This is a genomic window from Streptomyces sp. NBC_01288, assembly GCF_035982055.1.
In the GTDB taxonomy this organism is placed as follows: domain Bacteria; phylum Actinomycetota; class Actinomycetes; order Streptomycetales; family Streptomycetaceae; genus Streptomyces.
The window spans coordinates 6,291,151-6,311,547 of record NZ_CP108427.1; the positions used below are offsets into that span (position 1 = coordinate 6,291,151).

The following is a 20,397-nucleotide window of genomic DNA, read 5'->3' on the forward strand; positions in this document are numbered from 1 at the left end:
TCGCTGTCAAGTACGCGATCGTGATTGGGTCGTGACGTGGGGTTGTGTGGGCAACCTGTGAACGATCAGAGGAGCGACGGCACCTCCGCCGCCGACACCGAGCGTGTGGCCCGCTCCAGCGCGCTGGCCAGGAGCGCCAAGTCCGTCGGCCCGTTGCCCAGTTCGCGGACCGGGCGGCGGGCCGGCGGATCGCCCATGCGCTGCCACTCCAGCGGCACGACCGTGGGCCGGAGCGTCGCCGTACGCGGGATACGGCCCGTCACACGGCCACCCTGGAACGGGGTCGACCGGCCGTCCGGCAGCGTCAACCGGCCACGCCCCGGGGCGGGTTCGTCCGGCCCCTGGGCCGTCGCGTCGAGGCTGACCCGGAGGGTGATGTGCCGCGCGGGCTCCGTCTCCGACGTACGCGCCTCTACGGCGGCCGCCGCCACCAGGTGCACGCCGAGGCGCTCGCCCTCGCGGGCCACCGCCTCCAGTGCGCGTATCACCGAGCCGGCGGCCGGGCGCCCGGGGGAGCCGAGCGGGGGCTTCACCAGCGCGTCCAGGTCGTCGACCACCACGACAAGGCGGGGCAACGGCGGTGCCGCCTCCGTCTGTTGACGCGCCGCCGCCGACGGACGCAGCCGGATCGTCGAACTGGTCGGGGACTCCAGATCCCCGGCACCGGACGTGCCGCGCTGCGAGATGATCCGCCCCGACACCTCGTGCCGCGAGTGCCACTCGACGAAGCCGATCCGGCCCAGCAACTCGGCCCGCCGCTTCAGCTCCGCGCTCAGCGACTGCGCGAACTCCCGCATGCGCACAGGGTCGTTGGCGGTGAGATGGGTGGTCACATGCGGTACGTCCGTGCAGACCCGCAGGCCCTCACCGTGCCCTCCTCCCCCAGAGGGGGTACCCCCAGCGCCGACGCTGTCCCGCCCGTCCATCAGCACGATGCCCAGCCGGTCCGGGCGCTCGGCGGCGGCGAGGGACGCGACGACCGCCCGCAGCGACTCCGTACGGCCACTGCCCGGCGGGCCCTCGATCAGCAGATGCGGCCCCTCGGAGGCGAGGTCCGCGGTAACCGGCCCGCGCGGCCCGGCCCCGAGCACCGCCCAGGCCCGCCCGCCGACCGCGTCCTTGTCGTCCCCGGCATCCGCCCACCGCGTCAGCAGCGACGCCGGGGTGGCCCGCGCCAGCCCCAACTCGTCCAGCAACCGCGCCGATTGAGGCAACGGCGCCGACACACGCGCGTGCCGCTCGTTCGCGGGCCCGTCCGCCCGGAGCGGCGCCAGCGCCCGCGCGAAGCGTTCGGCCCAGGCGAGGGACACCGCGTCCACGGCGGCGATGGTGCCATTGCCTACGGGGCCGGGGCGGGAGGGGGCGTTCTGGCCGAGGTCTGCCTGGTCGGGGTCGGACTGGCCGGGGCGTGACGGCTCTGTGCGGGGAGGTGACGCGCCTGTACCGGGTCGGGATGCCTCCGCACCGAGTCGTGCCGCTTCCGTGCCGGTTCGCGTCACTCCCGTACCGCCGGTCCGAGACACCCCCGTACCGCCGTGCGCGACCCGCAACAGCCGTAGCGCCGTGGCGACATCACCGCTCAGCAGCGCGACCGCCCCGCACTCCCGGAACGTCGGCGCCGCCGCGCAGGCCGCCTCGTAGGTCTCCGTCACGGGGGACACGGGCGAGGCCGCTTCCGTCTCGGCGAGGCACACGACGTGGATACCGGCCCGAGGCCCGTCATGGGCCAGCCGCGCCACCGCCTCGCGCACATCGGCGCCACCGGGATCACCGTCCACCACGAGCACGGTGTACGGCCCCACGAAACCGTCCGCCGAGCCGTCACCGTCGTCGGTGCGGGCCCACGCGGGGCGGTGGGCGGCGCCGCGGAGGGAATCGGCGGAGCTGTCGGAGCCTGCGGGCCGGGGCCGGGTGGCACCGGAGGCCGGGTCGTCCGAAGTGCCGGAGCGGTGGTGGTGGGCGTCGTCTGTGGTGTTGTACGTGGTCGGGGTCCCGGAGCCGCCCGTCGCCCCGCGCTGCTGACGGTCGTCGGCCGTGTGCCGTGCGGCGGCACTCAACTGGCCTTCGGCTGAGCCGTGTTGTGAGGCGAGCGAACTGTGTGGTGAGGAGAGACCCGACCGCCCCTCCGCCGAGCCGCGCTGCGCGCCGATGCCCGGAGTACGACGGCCGGAGGTGCTGGTCGCGCCCGAGGTGACACCCGGTCGGCTCCCGCCCCGAGCGTCCATGACGTGGTCCTCAAGCCGCCGCAGCAGCTCGTCCGTCCGGGCCGTCGCCTGTTCGCGGTCGTAAGCGAGCAGCAGCCGGCAGTCCTGGCCGTGTCCGGGGCGCAGGTGCGGCAGCCAGCCGAGCCAGGACCACTCGGCGGTGCGCTCGGCCACCGTACGCGCGCGGTCCGTGCTGATCAGCACGATCTCCAGGGCGTCGGGGGAGTGCAGCGCGGCGAGCTGGGCCACCACCGCGCGGGCCAGCCCCGAGAGCCGCGCGCGCGGACCGGCCAGGCCCAGCGCGCCGACCTCGCGGAGCCCGGAGGTCACCGGCACCGCGGGCAGCAGCGCCGAGCCGTCCGGAGTCGCCCGGTCCGCCGTGCCGAGCCGCACCGTGAGTGCCTCGGGGTGACCGGGGGCGCGCTCCCACAGGCGGGGGCCCGGACCCAGGGCGGTCAGCAGCAGGGCCGCCGGGTCGGGCCAGGTGTCCGGCTGCTGGAGGACTACGGGCGGGGTCGGCACGCTCTCGTCGGCGACCTCGCCGTCACAAGAGGTGTCGTACGCCGACTCGGGGCCCTCGGTGCTCGACTCGCCGCGTCCGCCCGTCAGGCGCCGCGCCCACTTGCCGATGCCGCCGCGCCTGCGCACGCCCTGCGGTACGTCGGTGCCCCGGAGAGGGGTGCCCTTGCGTCCGGTGTGGGCGTCGTCGGTGTCGTCGTACGGGGGGATGCGGGAGGTCGTCGTAGGTGCGGAGAACACGTCCTCGGCGCCCTCCGACCGTTCGTCGCCGAGAGGCTCGCCGAACACGCCGAAGCGGCCCGCGTGGGTGTCGCCGCCCTCGTGGACGACCCGGTGCTCGATGCTCGGGGCGCTGCCCTGGCCCGGCACGACGAGGGGTTCGCTGCGGGCGGCGGCCGGGGTGCCGGGGGACACCCGCACGTGGCCCTCGCCGTCGGGGGCCGTTTCGGCGCGCGCTCCCGGGCCGCCGGACGGGGTCAGCCGCAGGGCCGACTCGCCGATGCGGAGCAGCGCGCCCGGGGCGAAACGCACCGGGCGGGCGCCCACGCGCGTGCCCGCCAGCGTCGTGCCGTTCGTCGAGCCCAGGTCGGCGACCGAGACACGGCCTCCGGGGTCGACCGTCACCGCGCAGTGCAGCCGGGACACGTCCGGGTCGTCCAGCGGGACGTCGGCGTCGCCGGAGCGGCCGATGTGGATCTGGCCGCCGTGCAGGAGGTGCACCCCGCCCGCGTCCGGGCCCGCGACCACATGGAGCTGGGTCGGGGCGTCGTCCAGCTCGGGATGCGCCTCGGGCTCGGCGGGGGCGCCCAGGGACAGCACCGCGCCGTCCGTCAGCGGCGGCTCGCCGAGGGTGCAGCGCTGGGTGTCGAGGCGCTCCACGCCCGCGTACAGCACGATCGGGCCGCCGGACTCACGGCTCCGCTCGGACTGCGACGCGGCCCCGTCGGCGGAGACCGCCGAGGCCAGCGCGGACGCCACCGCGGCCAGGGCCGTGCCGGCGGGCGCGGTGACCAGCACATCGCGACTCGCGGAGCGGCCCCGCGGCTGCGCGGGCGGCCCCAACGGGTCTACGACGGTCAGCCGGATCTGCATCGCCGTCAGCGGTCCCTTCTGCCCGGGCACGGAATTTCCCCCACCCCGCGCGAGCAATCGGCCAGTACTGCACGCATCCTCGCACCTGCCACTGACAACTCGCCCGGGGCCCGGCAGCAAGTGATCTTGATTGGTCAGCTCTGTCCCCAAAAGTGCCTGACCAGTGCCGCACCGGTGATCGAGTGAGACCGGTCATGTCCGCCTTCGGTGACCATTGGGGCAACCGGGAGACCAGGGAGAGCGTCTTTCCTTCGAACATGTACGGCGATGCTTACGTAGGTAGCCGCAAGAGGGGCGGCACTACAGTGGACCGGAACACAGGCAAGCAGCAGGGAGCGCAGACGTGCGGCCGGTAGGCAGCAAGTACCTCCTGGAGGAGCCACTCGGACGCGGCGCCACGGGCACCGTCTGGCGGGCCCGCCAGCGTGAGACCGCGGGCGCCGAGGCAGCCGTCCAGGGACAGCCCGGCGAGACCGTCGCGATCAAGGTTCTTAAAGAAGAGCTCGCGAGCGATCCCGACATCGTGATGCGGTTCCTGCGCGAGCGGTCGGTGCTGCTGCGCCTGACCCACCCGAACATCGTCAGAGTCCGCGACCTCGTCGTGGAAGGCGATCTCCTGGCGCTCGTCATGGACCTCGTCGAGGGCCCCGACCTGCACCACTACCTCCGCGAGAACGGCCCCTTCAGCCCCGTCGGCGCCGCGCTGCTCACCGCGCAGATCGCCGACGCGCTGGCCGCCAGCCACGCCGACGGTGTCGTGCACCGCGACCTGAAGCCGGCGAACGTCCTGCTCAAGCAGGGCGGCGGCCAGATGTACCCGCTGCTCACCGACTTCGGCATCGCCCGCCTCGCCGACTCCCCGGGCCTGACCCGCACGCAGGAGTTCGTCGGCACGCCCGCGTACATCGCGCCGGAGTCCGCCGAGGGCCGCCCGCAGACCTCCGCCGTGGACATCTACGGCGCCGGCATCCTGATGTACGAGCTGGTCACCGGCCACCCGCCGTTCTCCGGCGGCTCCGCCCTCGAAGTCCTCCACCAGCACCTGAGCGCCGAACCGCGCCGCCCCTCGACGGTCCCCGACCCGCTGTGGACGGTCATCGAGCGCTGCCTGCGCAAGAACCCGGACGAGCGGCCCAGCGCCGAGAACCTCGCCCGCGGCCTGCGCGTCGTCGCCGAGGGCGTCGGCGTGCACGCGAACTCCGCGCAGATCGCCGCCGCCGAGAACGTCGGCAGGCTGCTGGCCCCCGACCCGGCCCCCGCCGCCGTACCGGGCGTGCCCGGCGCCGCCGACCCGACGCAGGTCCTCTCGCACAGCGCGGGCGCCTACGACCCGAACGCGGCGACCAGCGTCCTCCCGCACACCAGTGGCCCGGTGGGCGCCGCCGACCCGACCACCGTGATGCCGAACCGCGGCGCGGCCGACCCGACCACGGTCATGCCGCAGAACCAGGCCGGGCAGTACGGCCAGCAGAACCAGCAGAACCAGTCCGCCGCCGGCCCCGAGCAGCCGCACCCCTGGCAGAACCAGCTGCGCGCCGCCCGCGACCGCAACGAACAGACCCAGTTCCAGCCCTACCTCGACCCGGGCGAGGACCCGCTGCGCCGCCGCCCCCAGCGCCAGGTCTCCCGCGCGCAGCAGCCCCAGCAGCAACCCCGCCAGGCCGCCCAGCAACGCCCGCAGCAGCGCCCCTCGCAGCGCCAGCAGCCGCAGCAGCAGGGCGGCGGCTACGGCCATCCGCAGCAGCACCAGCCGCAGCAGTACGCCCCGCCGAGCCGCCAGCAGCCCCAGCGGCCGCCGGAGCCCGCCCGCGAGCCCCGCCAGCCGCGGCAGCGCAGCGCCAACCCGATGAAGATCCCCGGACTGGGCTGCCTCAAGGGCTGCCTGTTCACGATCGTCCTGCTGTTCGTCGCGGGCTGGCTGGTCTGGGAGCTGACCCCGCTTCAGGACTGGATCGGCACGGGCAGGAGCTACTGGCACGAGATCAGCCACGTCGTCGGACAGGTCAGCGGCTGGGTCAAGGATCTGAGCTCCGCGACCGGCAACTGACTCTCGACGCGCTCGGCAATCGACTCTGGACGCGGTCGGCAATTGACCCCCGAATCGCCCTTGTCGGACGCTGGGTTGGGGATTTGTCGACACCCAGTGGGTGATTTCCGCCTCGGCGGTGAAGGTTGGCTCATCCGACGCGTAGTTTTAGCGACACACGCGTCGGTAGGAGCAGCCTTGGCACGGAAGATCGGCAGCCGGTACACCGCCAACCAGATCCTGGGGCGGGGCAGTGCCGGCACGGTGTGGCTGGGTGAGGGGCCGGAAGGGCCCGTCGCCGTCAAGCTGCTGCGCGAGGACCTCGCGTCCGACCAGGAACTCGTCGGCCGCTTCGTGCAGGAGCGCACGGCCCTGCTCGGCCTGGAGCACCCGAACATCGTGTCCGTACGGGACATGGTCGTCGACGGCAACGACCTCGCCCTCGTCATGGACCTGGTCCGGGGCACGGATCTGCGCACCCGCCTGGACCGGGAACGCCGGCTCTCCCCCGAGGCGGCGGTCGCGATCGTCGCCGACATCGCGGACGGACTCGCGGCGGCCCACGCGGCCGGCGTCGTCCACCGGGACGTGAAACCGGAGAACGTCCTCCTCGACATGCAGGGCCCGCTCGGCCCCGGCGGCGCGCACCCCGCCCTGCTGACCGACTTCGGGGTCGCCAAACTCATCGACTCCCCGCGCCGCACCCGCGCCACGAAGATCATCGGCACGCCCGACTACCTCGCCCCCGAGATCGTCGAGGGACTGCCCCCGCGCGCGGCCGTCGACATCTACGCCCTGGCGACCGTCCTGTACGAACTCCTCGCGGGATTCACCCCGTTCGGCGGCGGCCACCCCGGTGCGGTCCTACGACGGCACGTCACCGAGACCGTCGTACCGCTGCCCGGGATCCCCGACGAGCTGTGGCAGCTGATGGTCCAGTGCCTGGCGAAGGCCCCGGCCTCCCGCCTGCGCGCCTCCGAACTCGCCGCCCGCCTGCGCGAACAACTGCCCATGCTGGCCGGAATGCCCCCGCTGGACGTCGACGAGCCGGACACCGAGGAGGAGGAAGCGGAGCAGGAGGAGACCCCGGCGGCCGCGCCCGCGCGCAGCGAGCGGGTACGCCGGGGCGCCGTGCCCCTGGTCCCCGGCGCCAAGCCCGCCGACTCCAACCGGGACACCCATACGTCGATGCGGGTCCCGGCACCGGACGAGCTGGCAGGCGGCCCGCGCGGCACGGCCCGCGCCCCGCGCCCGGCGGGCGCCCCGCGCCCCGGCTCGGCCCGGCACCGGGCGGCGACGCGGCGCCGGCGGCTGACGCTGGCGGCGGCGGGGGTGGTGCTGGTCGCGGCGGTCGGGATCGGTACGTGGGCGGCGACGTCGGGGGACTCCGGCGGGGACTCCCCGGACACGAAGAACTCGGCACCGGCTTCGCCGTAAGGGTTTTCGCCCCCGCCGCCCCTACCCGTCCCACCCCAGGGGGCTCCGCCCCCTGGACCCCCGGTCGGCCTGAACGGCCTCGGCCTCAAACGCCGGACGGGCTGGGGTGGACGGAACAGAGCCCGGCTTCAGGCCCGGCGCTCCCCGCTTGGCGGAGCCGTTACGCTGGAGGCGTGGCAGTCGTCGATGTATCCGAAGAGCTGAAGTCCCTCTCCTCGACCATGGAGTCGATCGAGGCCGTCCTGGACCTGGACACGCTGAGGGCAGATGTCGTCGTCCTTGAGGAGCAGGCGGCAGCGCCCTCCCTGTGGGACGACCCGGAGGCGGCGCAGAAGGTCACCAGCAAGCTGAGCCACCTCCAGGCCGAGATCCGCAAGACGGAGGCCCTGCGCAGCCGGATCGACGACCTCTCGGTCCTCTTCGAGATGGCCGAGGAGGAGAACGACCCGGACACCCGCGCCGAGGCGGAGAGTGAACTGACCGCCGTCAAGAAGGCGCTGGACGAGATGGAGGTCCGCACCCTCCTCTCCGGCGAGTACGACTCCCGCGAGGCCGTCGTCACCATCCGCGCCGAGGCCGGCGGCGTCGACGCCTCCGACTTCACCGAGAAGCTCCAGCGCATGTACCTGCGCTGGGCCGAGCGCCACGGCTACAAGACGGAGCTCTACGAGACGTCGTACGCCGAAGAGGCCGGCATCAAGTCGACCACCTTCGCCGTGCACGTGCCGTACGCCTACGGCACGCTCTCCGTCGAGCAGGGCACCCACCGCCTGGTCCGGATCTCGCCGTTCGACAACCAGGGGCGCCGTCAGACCTCCTTCGCCGGTGTCGAGATCCTGCCGGTCGTCGAGCAGACCGACCACATCGAGATCGACGAGTCCGAGCTGCGTGTGGACGTGTACCGGTCCTCCGGCCCCGGCGGCCAGGGCGTCAACACCACCGACTCCGCGGTGCGCCTGACCCACCTCCCCACCGGCATCGTCGTCTCCTGCCAGAACGAGCGCTCGCAGATCCAGAACAAGGCCAGCGCGATGAACGTGCTCCAGGCCAAGCTGCTGGAGCGCCGTCGTCAGGAGGAGCAGGCCCGGATGGACGCCCTCAAGGGCGACGGCGGCAACTCCTGGGGCAACCAGATGCGTTCGTACGTCCTGCACCCGTACCAGATGGTCAAGGACCTGCGCACCGAGTACGAGGTCGGCAACCCCGAGGCCGTGTTCAACGGTGAGATCGACGGCTTCCTGGAGGCCGGAATTCGCTGGCGCAAGCAGCAGGAGAAGTAACTTCGAGGATGACTTTGTCGACAAGGCAACTGCCGCCCACCGGGCGGTAGTTGCCTTTTTCGTCCCGCTCTTGATCCCTGATGTCTGGGTTTTACATCACACTCACAGGTTCCATCCCCCAGCAAAGAACCCGTAGTTGGACATTGCGCTCGCAACGGCCTTGACGTTGCTGTGAAAACTGGGAAGGGTGAAGCGTGGCATGCGTGTCTCCGGGGCGCATGTGAACCGGGGGACGTGAGCTTTCGCCAGCTGCCACCCCCGTCGATCACGGCCCCGGACACCGACGCGCCACCCTGACGACGAGCTACTGGGGGTAGCAACCTAATGACCAAGAAGACGCGGATCCGTGTCGCACGCATAGCGGCCACCGCTGTCATCGCCGGCGGCGCCTCGCTGACCGCCGCCGGTGCCGCTTCGGCGGTCGGTATCGGCGTGAGCCTCGGCGGCGACGACGGCCTCAACGTGTCGGTCACCACCGACGACGACCCGACGATTCCTCCGGAGTCGACTCCGCCCGCGACTCCGACCGACTCGGGGATCCCGAGCGTCCCGGACAGCACGCCGCCGGCCACGCCGACCTCGACCCCTCCCACGGACGAGCCCACCGAGCCCACCGACAACCCCACCGAGCCGACGGACGAGCCGACCACGGCCGCCCCCTCGGACACCGCCACCAGCGGTTCCGGCGGCTCCACCGGCGGCAACAACACCGACCCCGACGGCGGCTCCTCCGCCCAGGAGGCGGGCACCTCCGCGCTCACCGACACCGGTTCCGACACGTCGGCCCAGGGCAACGGCGGTGAGCTCGCCGAGACGGGCGCCGGCCAGACCGCGTTCCTGCTGATCGGTGCCGCCACGATGATCGCCGGCGGCATCGCCTTCCGCGTGCTCCCGCGCCTCGCGAGCAGCAACCGCGGCGGCACGATCGCCTGACGGTAGCCGTCCCCGTACGGACCGTACGCACGTCGTACGACGAAGGGCCCGGAGCGTGTCGCTCCGGGCCCTTCTGCATGTCCTTGTACAGGCCGCCTACGCGGTGACAGGCCGCTTACGCGGTCTGGTGCGCCACCAGCGCCAGCGCCGCGATCAGTACCGCGAGCAGGGCGATCAACGCCATGGGGTTGAGATTGCCCCAGGGATTCTCCTGCTGTAGCCGCTCGCGGTTCGCGCGGCAGACGGGACAGCGGCCCTCGTTCACGGGCGCCGCGCAGTTCGCGCACACCAACCGGTCGTACGTCATGCGCTCGCCCTCCTTGCACCGGCTATCACAGACACAACGCCGCGGGACACGAGAACGTTCCCGAACGTTCCCCTCCACTGTGCCAGGTTCCGCGGGATTCGGCGCGGCTCGCCTTATCCTGCCCCGACCCTGTGCGTTCCAGCCCTTCAAATCGGCGACAAAACGTGCAAGCGTCGCACAACCCCGGACGCCGACTGCGCGGGCACACCCGGGTCGCGTATGGTCACGCTCACCTACCCCCGGCTACCCGTGGTGCACCCGTGATCCGATTCGACAGTGTCTCCAAGGTCTACCCCAAGCAGACCCGCCCCGCCCTCAGGGACGTCTCCCTGGAAGTGGAGAAGGGCGAGTTCGTGTTCCTCGTGGGGTCCTCCGGCTCCGGAAAGTCCACCTTCCTGAGGCTGGTCCTCCGCGAGGAGCGGTGCAGTCAGGGCCAGGTGCACGTGCTGGGCAAGGACCTCGCCCGCATCTCCAACTGGAAGGTGCCGCAGATGCGCCGCCAGCTGGGGACCGTCTTCCAGGACTTCCGCCTGCTGCCGAACAAGACGGTCGCCGAGAACGTGGCCTTCGCGCAGGAGGTCATCGGCAAGTCCAAGGGCGAGATCCGCAAGTCGGTGCCCCAGGTGCTCGACCTCGTCGGGCTCGGCGGCAAGGAAGACCGCAGGCCCGGTGAACTCTCCGGTGGTGAGCAGCAGCGTGTGGCCATCGCGAGAGCCTTCGTGAACCGGCCCAAGCTCCTCATCGCGGACGAGCCCACCGGCAACCTCGACCCGCAGACCTCCGTCGGCATCATGAAGCTCCTCGACCGGATCAACCGGACGGGCACCACCGTGGTGATGGCGACGCACGACCAGAACATCGTGGACCAGATGCGCAAGCGCGTCATCGAGCTGGAGGGCGGCCGTCTCGTCCGTGACCAGGCGCGTGGCGTCTACGGCTACCAGCACTGACAGCCGACCGACCGCCGTCTGATGTCCGTCCACGGAAAGGCCTGAAGAAGCCGCCATGCGCGCCCAGTTCGTACTCTCCGAGATCGGTGTCGGTCTCCGCCGCAACCTGACGATGACCTTCGCGGTCGTCGTCTCCGTAGCCCTGTCCCTGGCCCTCTTCGGCGGCTCGCTCCTGATGAGCGACCAGGTGACCACGATGAAGGGCTACTGGTACGACAAGGTCAATGTCTCGATCTTCCTCTGCAACAAGAGCGATGCCGAGTCCGACCCCAACTGCGCCAAGGGCGCGGTGACCGACGACCAGAAGAAGTCGATCGTCTCCGACCTCGACAAGATGGCGGTCGTCCAGAAGGTCGTCTTCGAGTCCCAGGACGAGGCGTACAAGCACTACAAGCAGCAGTTCGGCGACTCCCCGCTGGCCAGTTCGCTCACTCCGGACCAGATGCAGGAGTCGTACCGCATCAAGCTCAAGGACCCGGAGAAGTACCAGGTCATCGCGACGGCCTTCGACGGCCGCGGCGGCGTCCAGTCGGTGCAGGACCAGAAGGGCATCCTGGACAACCTCTTCGGCCTCCTGAACGGCATGAACTGGGCCGCCCGCGCGGTCATGGCGTTGATGCTGGTCGTCGCCCTGATGCTGATCGTCAACACGGTGCGCGTCTCGGCGTTCAGCCGCCGCCGCGAGACCGGCATCATGCGCCTGGTCGGCGCCTCCGGCTTCTACATCCAGGCCCCGTTCATCATGGAGGCCGCGGTCGCCGGCCTGATCGGCGGCACGGTCGCCTGCGGATTCCTGGTGGTCGGCCGGTACTTCATCATCGACCACGGGCTGGACCTGTCCCACAAGCTGAATCTGATCAATTTCATCGGCTGGGACGCCGTCCTGACGAAGCTCCCGCTCATCCTCGCGACGAGCCTCCTGATGCCCGCGCTTGCGGCGTTCTTCGCGCTGCGCAAATACCTGAAGGTGTGACACATGCCAAGAGGGCCGTACGGGCAACCGCCCGTGCGGCCCTTCGCGTTGTCCTAGACTCACCGCCATGTCAGGTCGTGACCTGTTCTGTCAGCCCCGCCGCATCCGCCGCGGGGCCGCCCTGACATTGGTGTTCGCGAGTGTGCTGGTGGCCGGTGCGGCGGCCGGATCGTTCGACGAACCCGACCGGTCCGACCGGAAATCGGCGGCCGGTACGGCCCGTTCGGCGCCGGTCGCCCGTACCGAAGAGGTCGCGAAGGCCGCCGCCGAGGCCAAGGCCGACGGCAAGTCGCCCATGGAGGCCGCCGAGCGCGCCGTCAGCCGCAGTGGGGACCGGTGGGGTGCCGTGTACTCCCAAGGGGAGTACGAGGAGTTCGAGGAGGCCCTCGACGGCCGGTACACCGGCGTCGGACTCTGGGCCCGCCGGGAGCGGGACGGCCGGATCGAGGTGACCCGTGTCCAGTCCGGGTCGCCCGCCGCCACCGCAGGCGTCCGCAAGGGCGACCGCCTCCGTAGCGTCGACGGGGAGAACGTCGACGGGCAGCCCGTCACCGAAGTCGTGTCCTTACTACGGGGGGACGCCCAGGACGCCGCCGCCGGCACCGCCGTCACCCTCGGCCTGGAACGCGGCACGCACGCGTGGAGCGAGACCGTACGGCGCGCGCGCCTCTCCACCGACTCCGTGACCGTCCGCAAGCTCGCCGGTGAGGTCACCGTCATCAGGATCGCCGCGTTCACCAAGGGCGTCGGCGACCTCGTCCGCACCGCCGTACGGCAGGCCCCCACCGACTCCGCGTTCATCCTCGACCTGCGCGGCAACTCCGGCGGACTGGTCACCGAGGCCGTCACCACCGCCTCCGCCTTCCTCGACGGCGGCCTCGTCGCCACGTACGACGTCGACGGCCGGCAGCGCGCCCTGCACGCGGCCACCGGCGGCGACACCATCAGACCCCTGGTCGCGCTGGTCGACGGCGGCACGATGAGCGCGGCCGAGATGCTCACCGGCGCCCTCCAGGACCGCGGCCGCGCGGTCGTCGTGGGCTCCAGGACCTTCGGCAAGGGCTCGGTTCAGATGCCGAGCAAACTCCCCGACGGCGTCGTCGCCGAACTGACCGTCGGCCACTACCGCACCCCCTCCGGCCATACCGTCGACGGCCGGGGCATCACCCCCGACCTCGACGTCACCGCACAGGGACAGGCCGCCGTGGAGCGCGCCGAGACGGTGTTGAGCGGGCTCGGGGACGCCTCGTAGGCGTTCCGGACGCCCGTCTGTAATCGCCTTTCCCTCGGACCCCTCTGTAGTGCGAAAATGGGCAGCACTATGAGCAAGGGAATGTACGTACCCAAGGAGTCCCAGCCCAAGCAGGGCGGCGGGGCTGCCGCCGGCAAGGCCAGGGACGGCGAGAAGGGCGGCAAGCGCAAGATCGTCGCCCAGAACAAGAAGGCCCGGCACGACTACGCGATCATCGACACCTACGAGGCCGGGATCGTCCTCTCCGGCACCGAGGTCAAGTCGCTGCGTGAGGGCCGGACCTCGCTGACCGACGGCTTCGTCCAGATCGACGGGGGCGAGGCGTGGCTGCACAACGCCCACATCCCCGAGTACCACCAGGGCACCTGGACCAACCACTCCGTGCGCCGCAAGCGCAAGCTGCTGCTGCACCGAGAGGAGATCGACAAGCTGGAGTCCAAGCTCCAGGAGACGGGTCACACGATCGTGCCCCTCGCCCTGTACTTCAGCAACGGCCGGGCCAAGGCCGAGATCGCCCTCGCCCGAGGCAAGAAGGAGTACGACAAGCGGCAGACCCTGCGCGAGAAGCAGGACCGTCGTGAGTCGGACCGCGCGATCGCGGCGGCGAAGCGGAAGCAGCGCGGCGAGTAGGCCGCGGGTCGCCGGGAATACGGTGGCATCGGCGCGCGTTGGTCACGTACGATGGCTACTGCACCCCACAGCGGGTGTGTAGCGGTTTGAAAAAACAACATGGGGATGATCGGTTTCGACAGCGGCTGTCGAAGCAGGTGAAGCGTGTCGAGGAAGCGGCAATGATCTCGTTAACCATATGTCGCAACCAATAATCGCCAATTCCAAGAGCGATTCCCAGTCCTTCGCCCTCGCTGCCTAATAACAGCGACTGAAGGACCCTAAAAGGGTGTCAGCCCGGGAGTGTTCCCGACCCGGACCCTGGCATAATCTAGGGAACTAAACCATCGAGCCCGGTCACGGGGTTCGATGGGAAATCAAACAGTGACTGGGCCCGTCGGCGACTTGTTCGCGTGATCACCGGGGCCGAGAAAATCACAGCGAACTGCACACGGAGAAGCCCTGATTCTGCACCGGTGGACGCGGGTTCGATTCCCGCCATCTCCACTCATCCCATGTGGGCAAAGGCCCCCGCTGCTTCGGCAGCGGGGGCCTTTGTCTGTCACCGGACAGTGAAGGCCGCCATTCGCAACCCATTGCTCAAGACCAGATACACGTCCGTACGACCCTTCGCCGCACCTGACAGGTCGGCGGTCACCGTCTCATAGTCGTACGACGACGCCGTTCCGTCCGCGTGTGCCGTACCGACAAGGCTGCCGGTCGGAGAGCCGAGCCGGACCTCGATCGTGCCGGGGGACGTTCCGGCGATGCGAGCCGTGAACTTCTTTACCCCCGCGCCCAATTGCGTATCCGCGAACTTCAGCCACGCCCCGTCCGCAGCCGCACCCACCGCCGTTCCGCTCGCCTTCGACTCGTCCACGAGGTGAATGCCGGAGTAGTCGTCGAAGTTCTCGGCGCGGGTGGTTCGGGACAGGTTCCGGGGTGGAATGGTCTCCCCGTGGACGCGCCAGGTCGTACGGGCGCGGATGTCCGCCGATGACGCCCCCGCCATGACGTCGTACGTGCCGCTTTCCACCGCCCATTTCGAGCGGGTGACGTCCCAGTGCGCGAGGTCCTTCTGCTGGATTTTCAGGCGGACTGTTTTTGTCTGGCCCGGTTTCAATGAAACCCGTTGGAAGGCTTTCAATTGCTTCAGGGGTTCTTTGTCGCGGGACGTTCGCTGGTGTGTGTAGAGCTGTACGACCTCGTCTCCCGCCCGCGTTCCCGTGTTGGTCACCGGGACCTCGTAGCCGCCGGCGACGGGCTTCAGGGCGCCGTAGCGGAAGGTCGTGTACGAGAGGCCGTAGCCGAAGGGGTAGAGCGGGGTGCCCTGGAAGTACTCGTACGTGCGGTCGGACTTGATGATGTCGTAGTCGAGGATCGACGGGAGGTCCGACTCCGAGCGGTACCAGGTCTGGGTGAGGCGGCCGGACGGGTTGACGTCGCCGTAGAGGACGTCGGCCAGGGCGTTGCCCGTCTCCTGGCCCGCGTGGGAGGTCCAGAGGAGGGCCGGGACTTCCTTCTGCAACGCGCCCAGCGTGGTGGGGTAGCTGTTCTCGACCACCACCACCGTCTTCGGGTTGGCCGCGTGGACCGCCTTGACCAGGGACTCCTGGGTCGGGGCCAGAGCCATGTCGGTGCGGTCGTGGGCCTCGCGGCCGTTGATCGACGGCATGGAGCCGACGACCACGACCGCCGTGTCCTTGCCCTTGACCGCCGCCACCGCGTCGGCGACTCCGCTGCGGACCACGTCCTTCGCGTAGTGCGCGGCCTGGTCCTCGGGGACCAGGCCCAGGGTGCCGTTCGCGTCGGTCGGGCCGAGGTAGAGGAGGCTCGACCACCAGGACTCCGACGTCTCGTAGCCCGCGTACTTCAGCAAGTACGTTCCGTCGTCCCGCTGTTCCAGCTTGAACTGCTGCTGGACGTACCAACCATTGGGCTGTGTCTGGTCGTTGACGAAGTTCGACCAGTTGTAGCCGACGTATTTGCCGTTGGCGGCCGAGCGCAGGGTGACGATGCCGGAGCCCCAGTCGAAGGCGTCGAACTGGGCCGCTGTTGTGGGGGTGTTGGTGGTCTCCTGCAAGGGGGCGCCGGTGTCGCCTGTGCCAGCCGTGACGTACTTGCCGGTTGCCGTGTCGCGCAGGGCGATGCGGTCCACGCCCTCGCTGGTGGACACCGCGGTGCCGAGTTTTGAGGAGATGCCCTGCGCCGGGGTGACGGCGTAGGGGAGTGTGCCCGAGTACCAGTCGGTGTAGAGGGTGTCGGCGAGCGGGCCGACCACGGCGACGTTCTTCGCCGGACCCGAGCCCGAACTCCTCAGTGGCAGCGCCCCGTTGTTCTTCAGCAGCACAGTCCCCTCGGCCGCCGCCTTGCGCGCCAGCTGCTGATGGGCCGGGCTGTTGATGACCGACGCGTCGATCGAGCCGTATTTGCCGCCGCCCGGGTCGAATTCACCGAGTCGGACGCGGACGGAGAGGATGTGGGAGGCGGCCGCGTCGATGTCCGAGGGCTTCAACAGGCCTTGCTGGAGGGCTGAGTTGATGGCCGTCGTCGTCGGGCCGGGGTCGGCGCTGTTGTCCGTGAAGCTGTCTATGCCGGCCTTCAACGCGGCCGCGTCGCCCTCCGTGATGCTGGGGTAGTACTGCTGCGGGGTGACGAGGTTGCCGGGGGCGAAGGCGTCTGTGACGTTCAGCAGGGACTGGTCGGTCCATTTCCGTACGACGTCGTTCAGGTCCGGATTCACGGTGTTGGGGCGGCCGTTGACCAGGTTGTACGACGTCATCACGCCGGTCGCCGCGTTCGCCTCTATCGCCGGTTTGAAGGCGGCCTCGTCGTACTCCTTCTCCACCCGGGGGCGGAGATCGGAGGACGTGGTCGCGCGGTCTACCTCGTTGTCGTAGGCGAGGTAGTGCTTGAGGGTGGGGGCCGTCTTGAGGTGGTTCGGGTCGCCGCCGGTCAGGCCCTCGCCGTAGGCCGTCGCCAGGGCGCCGGTGAGTTGCGGGTCCTCGCTGTAGCCCTCCTCGTTGCGGCCCCAGCGCGGGTCGCGGAGGAGGTTGACCACCGGGGCCCAGAGGTTCAACCCCCAGCCGTCCGGGCGCTGTTGCTGGAAGCCGCGCGCCTCGTCGCCGACCGCCGAGCCGACCTGCTCCATCAGCGCCGGGTCCCAGGTCGAGGCGAGTCCGATGGCCTGTGGGAAGACGGTGGCCCTGCCGAGCCAGGCGACGCCGTGCAGGGCCTCGGTGCCGGTGCGGAAGGACTGGATGCCGAGGCGCGGGATCGCGGGTTCGTACTGGTGGAGGAGGGAGATCTTCTCGTCGAGGGCCAGACGGGCGAGGAGGTCGTCAACGCGCTTGCTCACCGGGAGAGTTGGGTCGCGGAAGGGGTACGGGGTGTCGGCCGTCGCCGGGACCGTCGCTCCCAGGGCGGCGACCAGGGCGAAGGCGACGACGAGCGTGGTTCTGAGTCTTCTCGTGCTGTGTCTTCTTCTCTTGCCTCTCATGTCGCGGCTCCTCAAGTAGGGCCTTGCCTGCGGGCATTACGGAACTCGGAGACCTCAGGGCGCGTTGCGCGGTGCCGTGCTCGCGCGCTCCGTCAGCCGGGGGGACAGGAACGTCGCGTCGGGCACGGTCTTGCCGCCCAGCTTCTGCATCAGCAACTCGACGGCCCGCGCGCCCAGTTCGGCGGTCGGCAGCGCCACCGACGTGACCGGGACCCGTACGGACTCGGCGAGTTCGTCGGGGCAGATCGCGGTGATCGACAGGTCGCCGGGGACGCGCAGTCCGAGCTGCTCGAAGGCGTCGATGAGGGGTTCCAGGAGGGGTTCGTTGTGGACGACGACTCCGGTCAACGCGGGCTGCTTACGCAGTAGTTGCTCCGCTACGGCGGCCGCGGCGCCCGGTGCCGCCTCGCAGGGGTGGACGGAGGAGGCGAGCCGGTTGCGGTCGGCGGCGGCCGTGAAGCCCTGAACGACCCGCTGGGCGAAGGCGGTTCCGCGGATGTACACCTCGGGCGGTGAGCCGACGAGGGCGACGACCCGGTGGCCGAGGCCCGCGAGGCGTTCCACGCACAGTTCACCGGCCGCCTTGAAGTCGAGGTCGATACAGGTCAGCCCGTCCGCCTCGGCGGGGAAGCCGATCATCACGGACGGCCGGTCCAGGGAACGGAGCAACGGCAGTCGGGGGTCGTCGAGTTGTACGTCCATCACGATCATCGCGTCGACGAGTGCCGTGTCCGCGACCCGTCGCAGTCCCTCCTCGCCCTCCTCCTGGGTGAGCAGCAGCACGTCGTGGTCGTGGCGGCGGGCGGTGGTCACCACGGAGACCGCGAACTGCATGACGACCGGGACGTGGATGCCGGTCCGTAAGGGGATCACCAGGGCGAGGACATTGGACCGGCTGCTGGCCAGGGCGCGGGCGCCGGCGTGCGGGCGGTAGCCCAGCTCGCGGATGGACGCCTCGACGCGCAGCCGGGTCTCCTCGGAGATCGGGCGCTTGCCGCTCAGGGCGTACGACACGGTGCTGGGGGAGACGCCGGCGTGCCGGGCCACATCCGTGATCTTCACCATCAGCCCAGCTCCAGGGTCAGGAACCCGCTGCCCGACTTCGACCGCGAACCGGCGGCCAGCGCCCACGAGATGGACGGATCGCTGCAAGATGCCCGGAGCGTGTCCCCTTCCCGTACGACGGTGAAGGTCACCTCGCCGACCGGCACGGTCACCTGCGCGCCCCGTCCCAGGTCGTACGCCCGCAGGGTGACGCCGTCCGTGTAGTCGTAGTCGGGCCGGTCGGACACCGCGCCGACCGGGAGCACCGCGCCGGGCCGGACCAGGAGCGGCACGCTGTCGAAGCCGTGCTTCTCGCGCACCCAGCGCGGTCCGGTGACCGTCCGGCCGGTGAGGTAGTGGGTCCAGGTGCCCTCGGGGACGTAGTACGAGACGTCCCCGTCGTCGCTGAACACCGGCGCGACCAGCAGGTCCGGGCCGAGCATGTACTGCCGTTCCAGGTGCGCGCACCCGGGGTCGTCCGGGAACTCCAGGACCATCGCCCGCATCATCGGCACGCCCTCGGCGGAGGCGGTGCGCGCGGTCTCGTAGAGGTACGGCATGAGGCTCAGTTTCAGGCGGGTGAACTGCCGTAGTACGTCCACGGATTCCTCGTCGAAGAGCCACGGGACGCGGTACGACGAGCTGCCGTGCAGGCGGCTGTGGGAGGACAACAGGCCGAAGGCCAGCCACCGTTTGAAGAGGGCGGGGGTCGGGGTGCCCTCGAAGCCGCCGATGTCGTGGCTCCAGTAGCCGAAGCCGGAGAGGCCGAGCGAGAGGCCGCCGCGCAGCGACTCGGCCATCGACTCGTACGTCGCCTCGCAGTCGCCGCCCCAGTGAACGGGGTACTTCTGGCTGCCGGTTGTGGCCGAGCGGGCGAAGACGACCGCCTCTCCCTCGCCCCGGTGTTTGCGCAGGACGTCGAAGACGGTGCGGTTGTAGAGGTAGGTGTAGTAGTTGTGCATCCGCTCGGGGTCGGCGCCGTCCGCGTAGGCCACATCGACGGGGACGCGCTCGCCGAAGTCGGTCTTGAAGCAGTCGACGCCCTGCGCGAGGAGCGCCTCCAGCTTTCCGGCGTACCAGTCGCGGGCGGCCGGGCTGGTGAAGTCGACCAGGGCCATGCCGGGTTGCCACAGGTCCCACTGCCAGACGCTGCCGTCCGGTCGGCGGAGGAGGTGACCGAGTGCCTTGCCCTCGGCGAAGAGTGGGGAGCGCTGGGCGATGTACGGGTTGATCCAGACGCTGATGTGGAGGCCTTTGGCCTTGAGCCGGGTGAGCATGCCCTCCGGGTCGGGGAAGACCCTCGGGTCCCACTGGAAGTCGCACCAGTTGAACTCGCGCATCCAGAAACAGTCGAAGTGGAAGACGGAGAGCGGGAGTTCGCGCTCCCGCATGCCCTCGATGAACGACGTCACCGTCTCCTCGTCGTAGGAGGTGGTGAAGGACGTCGACAGCCACAGTCCGAACGACCAGGCGGGCGGGAGTGCCGGGCGGCCGGTGAGGGCGGAGTACTTGCGGAGGATGTCCTTGGGGGTGGGGCCGTAAATGACGTAGTACGTCAACTGCTGGCTCTCCACGCTGAATTGGACCCGGGAGACCGCCTCCGAGCCGACCTCGAAGGACACCTTTCCGGGGTGGTTGACGAAGACGCCGTAGCCCGCGTCGGTCAGGTAGAAGGGGATGTTCTTGTAGGCCTGTTCGGTGGCGGTGCCGCCGTCGGCGTTCCACATGTCGACGACCTGGCCGTTCTTGACGAGCGGGCCGAAGCGTTCGCCAAGTCCGTAGACGGAGGTGCCCACTTGGAGTCCGAGCTGCTCGCGGAGGTAGTGGGCGCCGGTCGCGTCGCGCATGATGCCCATGCCCTTGGGGCCGCTGCTCGTGAGGGTGCGGCCGTGGGCGAGGAAGTCGACGTGCCAGGGGCCGGTACGGGCCACCTTGACCGAGAGCGCGCCGGAGGTGAGGGTCGCGTGCTCGTCGTCGTAGGAGGTGTGTACGGCAAACTCCTCCTTCCGCACGTCGAATTGGGGGCCGCGCGGCTGTTCCCCCTCGAAGTGGGTGAAGGTGACGCCGATGATGTCGGGCATCGGGGCGTGGGCGCTGATCGTCACGACCGGTCCCTTCAACAGGTCGCCGCGGTGGCGGATCGGCATGGTCGGCGCGTGGATCTCCAACGCCCCGTCCGGAGCGGTGACATCGAGGACCTCGACCGGGTGGGCGGCGGTGACGCCCTCGCGCAGCAGCCAGTAGCCGTCGGTGAACTTCATGTGGGGGTCCC

General features: G+C 70.4%; 13 protein-coding genes and 1 other RNA gene. 9 read left to right on the forward strand and 5 right to left on the reverse strand.

All coding sequences use genetic code 11. The annotated features are described in order from the left end of the window. Nucleotides 1-65: 65 nt before the first annotated feature. Entirely contained in the window at nt 66-3,815 is a 3,750-nt protein-coding gene (locus OG194_RS28350; protein ID WP_327407234.1) for an FHA domain-containing protein, read from the reverse strand. A 343-nt stretch (nt 3,816-4,158) separates the two neighbouring features. On the opposite strand from OG194_RS28350, the gene OG194_RS28355 reads away from it, so the two are divergent. The 4 genes from OG194_RS28355 to OG194_RS28370 all read left to right on the forward strand — a co-directional run bounded on the left by OG194_RS28355 (nt 4,159) and on the right by OG194_RS28370 (nt 9,491). Beyond that, nucleotides 4,159-5,862, forward strand: coding sequence for a serine/threonine-protein kinase (locus tag OG194_RS28355; RefSeq protein WP_327403614.1), 1,704 nt, complete (start codon nt 4,159-4,161; stop codon nt 5,860-5,862). Between the two features lie 177 nt (nt 5,863-6,039). Then, complete coding sequence (locus OG194_RS28360; RefSeq protein WP_327403615.1) at nt 6,040-7,278, forward strand: serine/threonine-protein kinase; 1,239 nt, start codon at nt 6,040-6,042, stop codon at nt 7,276-7,278. Nucleotides 7,279-7,451: 173 nt separating this feature from the next. Further along, nucleotides 7,452-8,558 (forward strand): peptide chain release factor 2, encoded by a 1,107-nt coding sequence (prfB, locus tag OG194_RS28365; protein ID WP_327403616.1) that lies wholly within the window; start codon nt 7,452-7,454, stop codon nt 8,556-8,558. A 324-nt stretch (nt 8,559-8,882) separates the two neighbouring features. After that, nucleotides 8,883-9,491, forward strand: coding sequence for a hypothetical protein (locus OG194_RS28370; RefSeq protein ID WP_327403617.1), 609 nt, complete (start codon nt 8,883-8,885; stop codon nt 9,489-9,491). A gap of 115 nt (nt 9,492-9,606) precedes the next feature. Here the strand turns inward: OG194_RS28370 and OG194_RS28375 are convergent, their stop codons facing one another. After that, nucleotides 9,607-9,798, reverse strand: coding sequence for a hypothetical protein (locus OG194_RS28375; protein ID WP_043679302.1), 192 nt, complete (start codon nt 9,796-9,798; stop codon nt 9,607-9,609). A gap of 260 nt (nt 9,799-10,058) precedes the next feature. Between OG194_RS28375 and ftsE the strand changes: the two genes are divergently transcribed. From ftsE to ssrA, 5 genes are all read left to right on the forward strand, one after another. After that, nucleotides 10,059-10,748 carry a cell division ATP-binding protein FtsE gene (gene ftsE / locus OG194_RS28380; protein WP_019065989.1) on the forward strand — a complete coding sequence of 230 codons (690 nt, stop codon included), beginning with the start codon at nt 10,059-10,061 and terminating at the stop codon, nt 10,746-10,748. Between the two features lie 55 nt (nt 10,749-10,803). Then, nucleotides 10,804-11,721: a permease-like cell division protein FtsX gene (gene ftsX, locus OG194_RS28385; protein ID WP_327403619.1), complete on the forward strand. Its 918-nt coding sequence runs from the start codon at nt 10,804-10,806 to the stop codon at nt 11,719-11,721. Nucleotides 11,722-11,788: 67 nt separating this feature from the next. Next, a complete protein-coding gene (locus tag OG194_RS28390; protein WP_327403620.1) occupies nt 11,789-12,973 on the forward strand; it encodes a S41 family peptidase in 1,185 nt (394 codons plus the stop codon). An 81-nt stretch (nt 12,974-13,054) separates the two neighbouring features. Further along, the gene (gene smpB, locus OG194_RS28395; RefSeq protein WP_327407235.1) at nt 13,055-13,603 is read left to right on the forward strand and encodes an SsrA-binding protein SmpB; all 549 of its coding nucleotides are present in this window, start codon (nt 13,055-13,057) and stop codon (nt 13,601-13,603) included. A gap of 101 nt (nt 13,604-13,704) precedes the next feature. Beyond that, nucleotides 13,705-14,092: a transfer-messenger RNA gene (ssrA, locus tag OG194_RS28400) on the forward strand. A gap of 52 nt (nt 14,093-14,144) precedes the next feature. Here ssrA and OG194_RS28405 read toward each other — a convergent pair. From OG194_RS28405 to yicI, 3 genes are read right to left on the reverse strand one after another with little or no spacing between them, the layout of a single operon-like run. After that, complete coding sequence (locus tag OG194_RS28405; RefSeq protein WP_327403621.1) at nt 14,145-17,081, reverse strand: glycoside hydrolase family 3 C-terminal domain-containing protein; 2,937 nt, start codon at nt 17,079-17,081, stop codon at nt 14,145-14,147. 54 nt (nt 17,082-17,135) lie between these two features. Then, nucleotides 17,136-18,146: a LacI family DNA-binding transcriptional regulator gene (locus OG194_RS28410; protein ID WP_327403622.1), complete on the reverse strand. Its 1,011-nt coding sequence runs from the start codon at nt 18,144-18,146 to the stop codon at nt 17,136-17,138. Then, nucleotides 18,146-20,386, reverse strand: a complete 2,241-nt coding sequence (yicI, locus tag OG194_RS28415) for an alpha-xylosidase (RefSeq protein ID WP_442811640.1) — start codon at nt 20,384-20,386, stop codon at nt 18,146-18,148. Before yicI ends, OG194_RS28410 begins: the two co-directional genes overlap by 1 nt. Nucleotides 20,387-20,397: the final 11 nt, after the last annotated feature.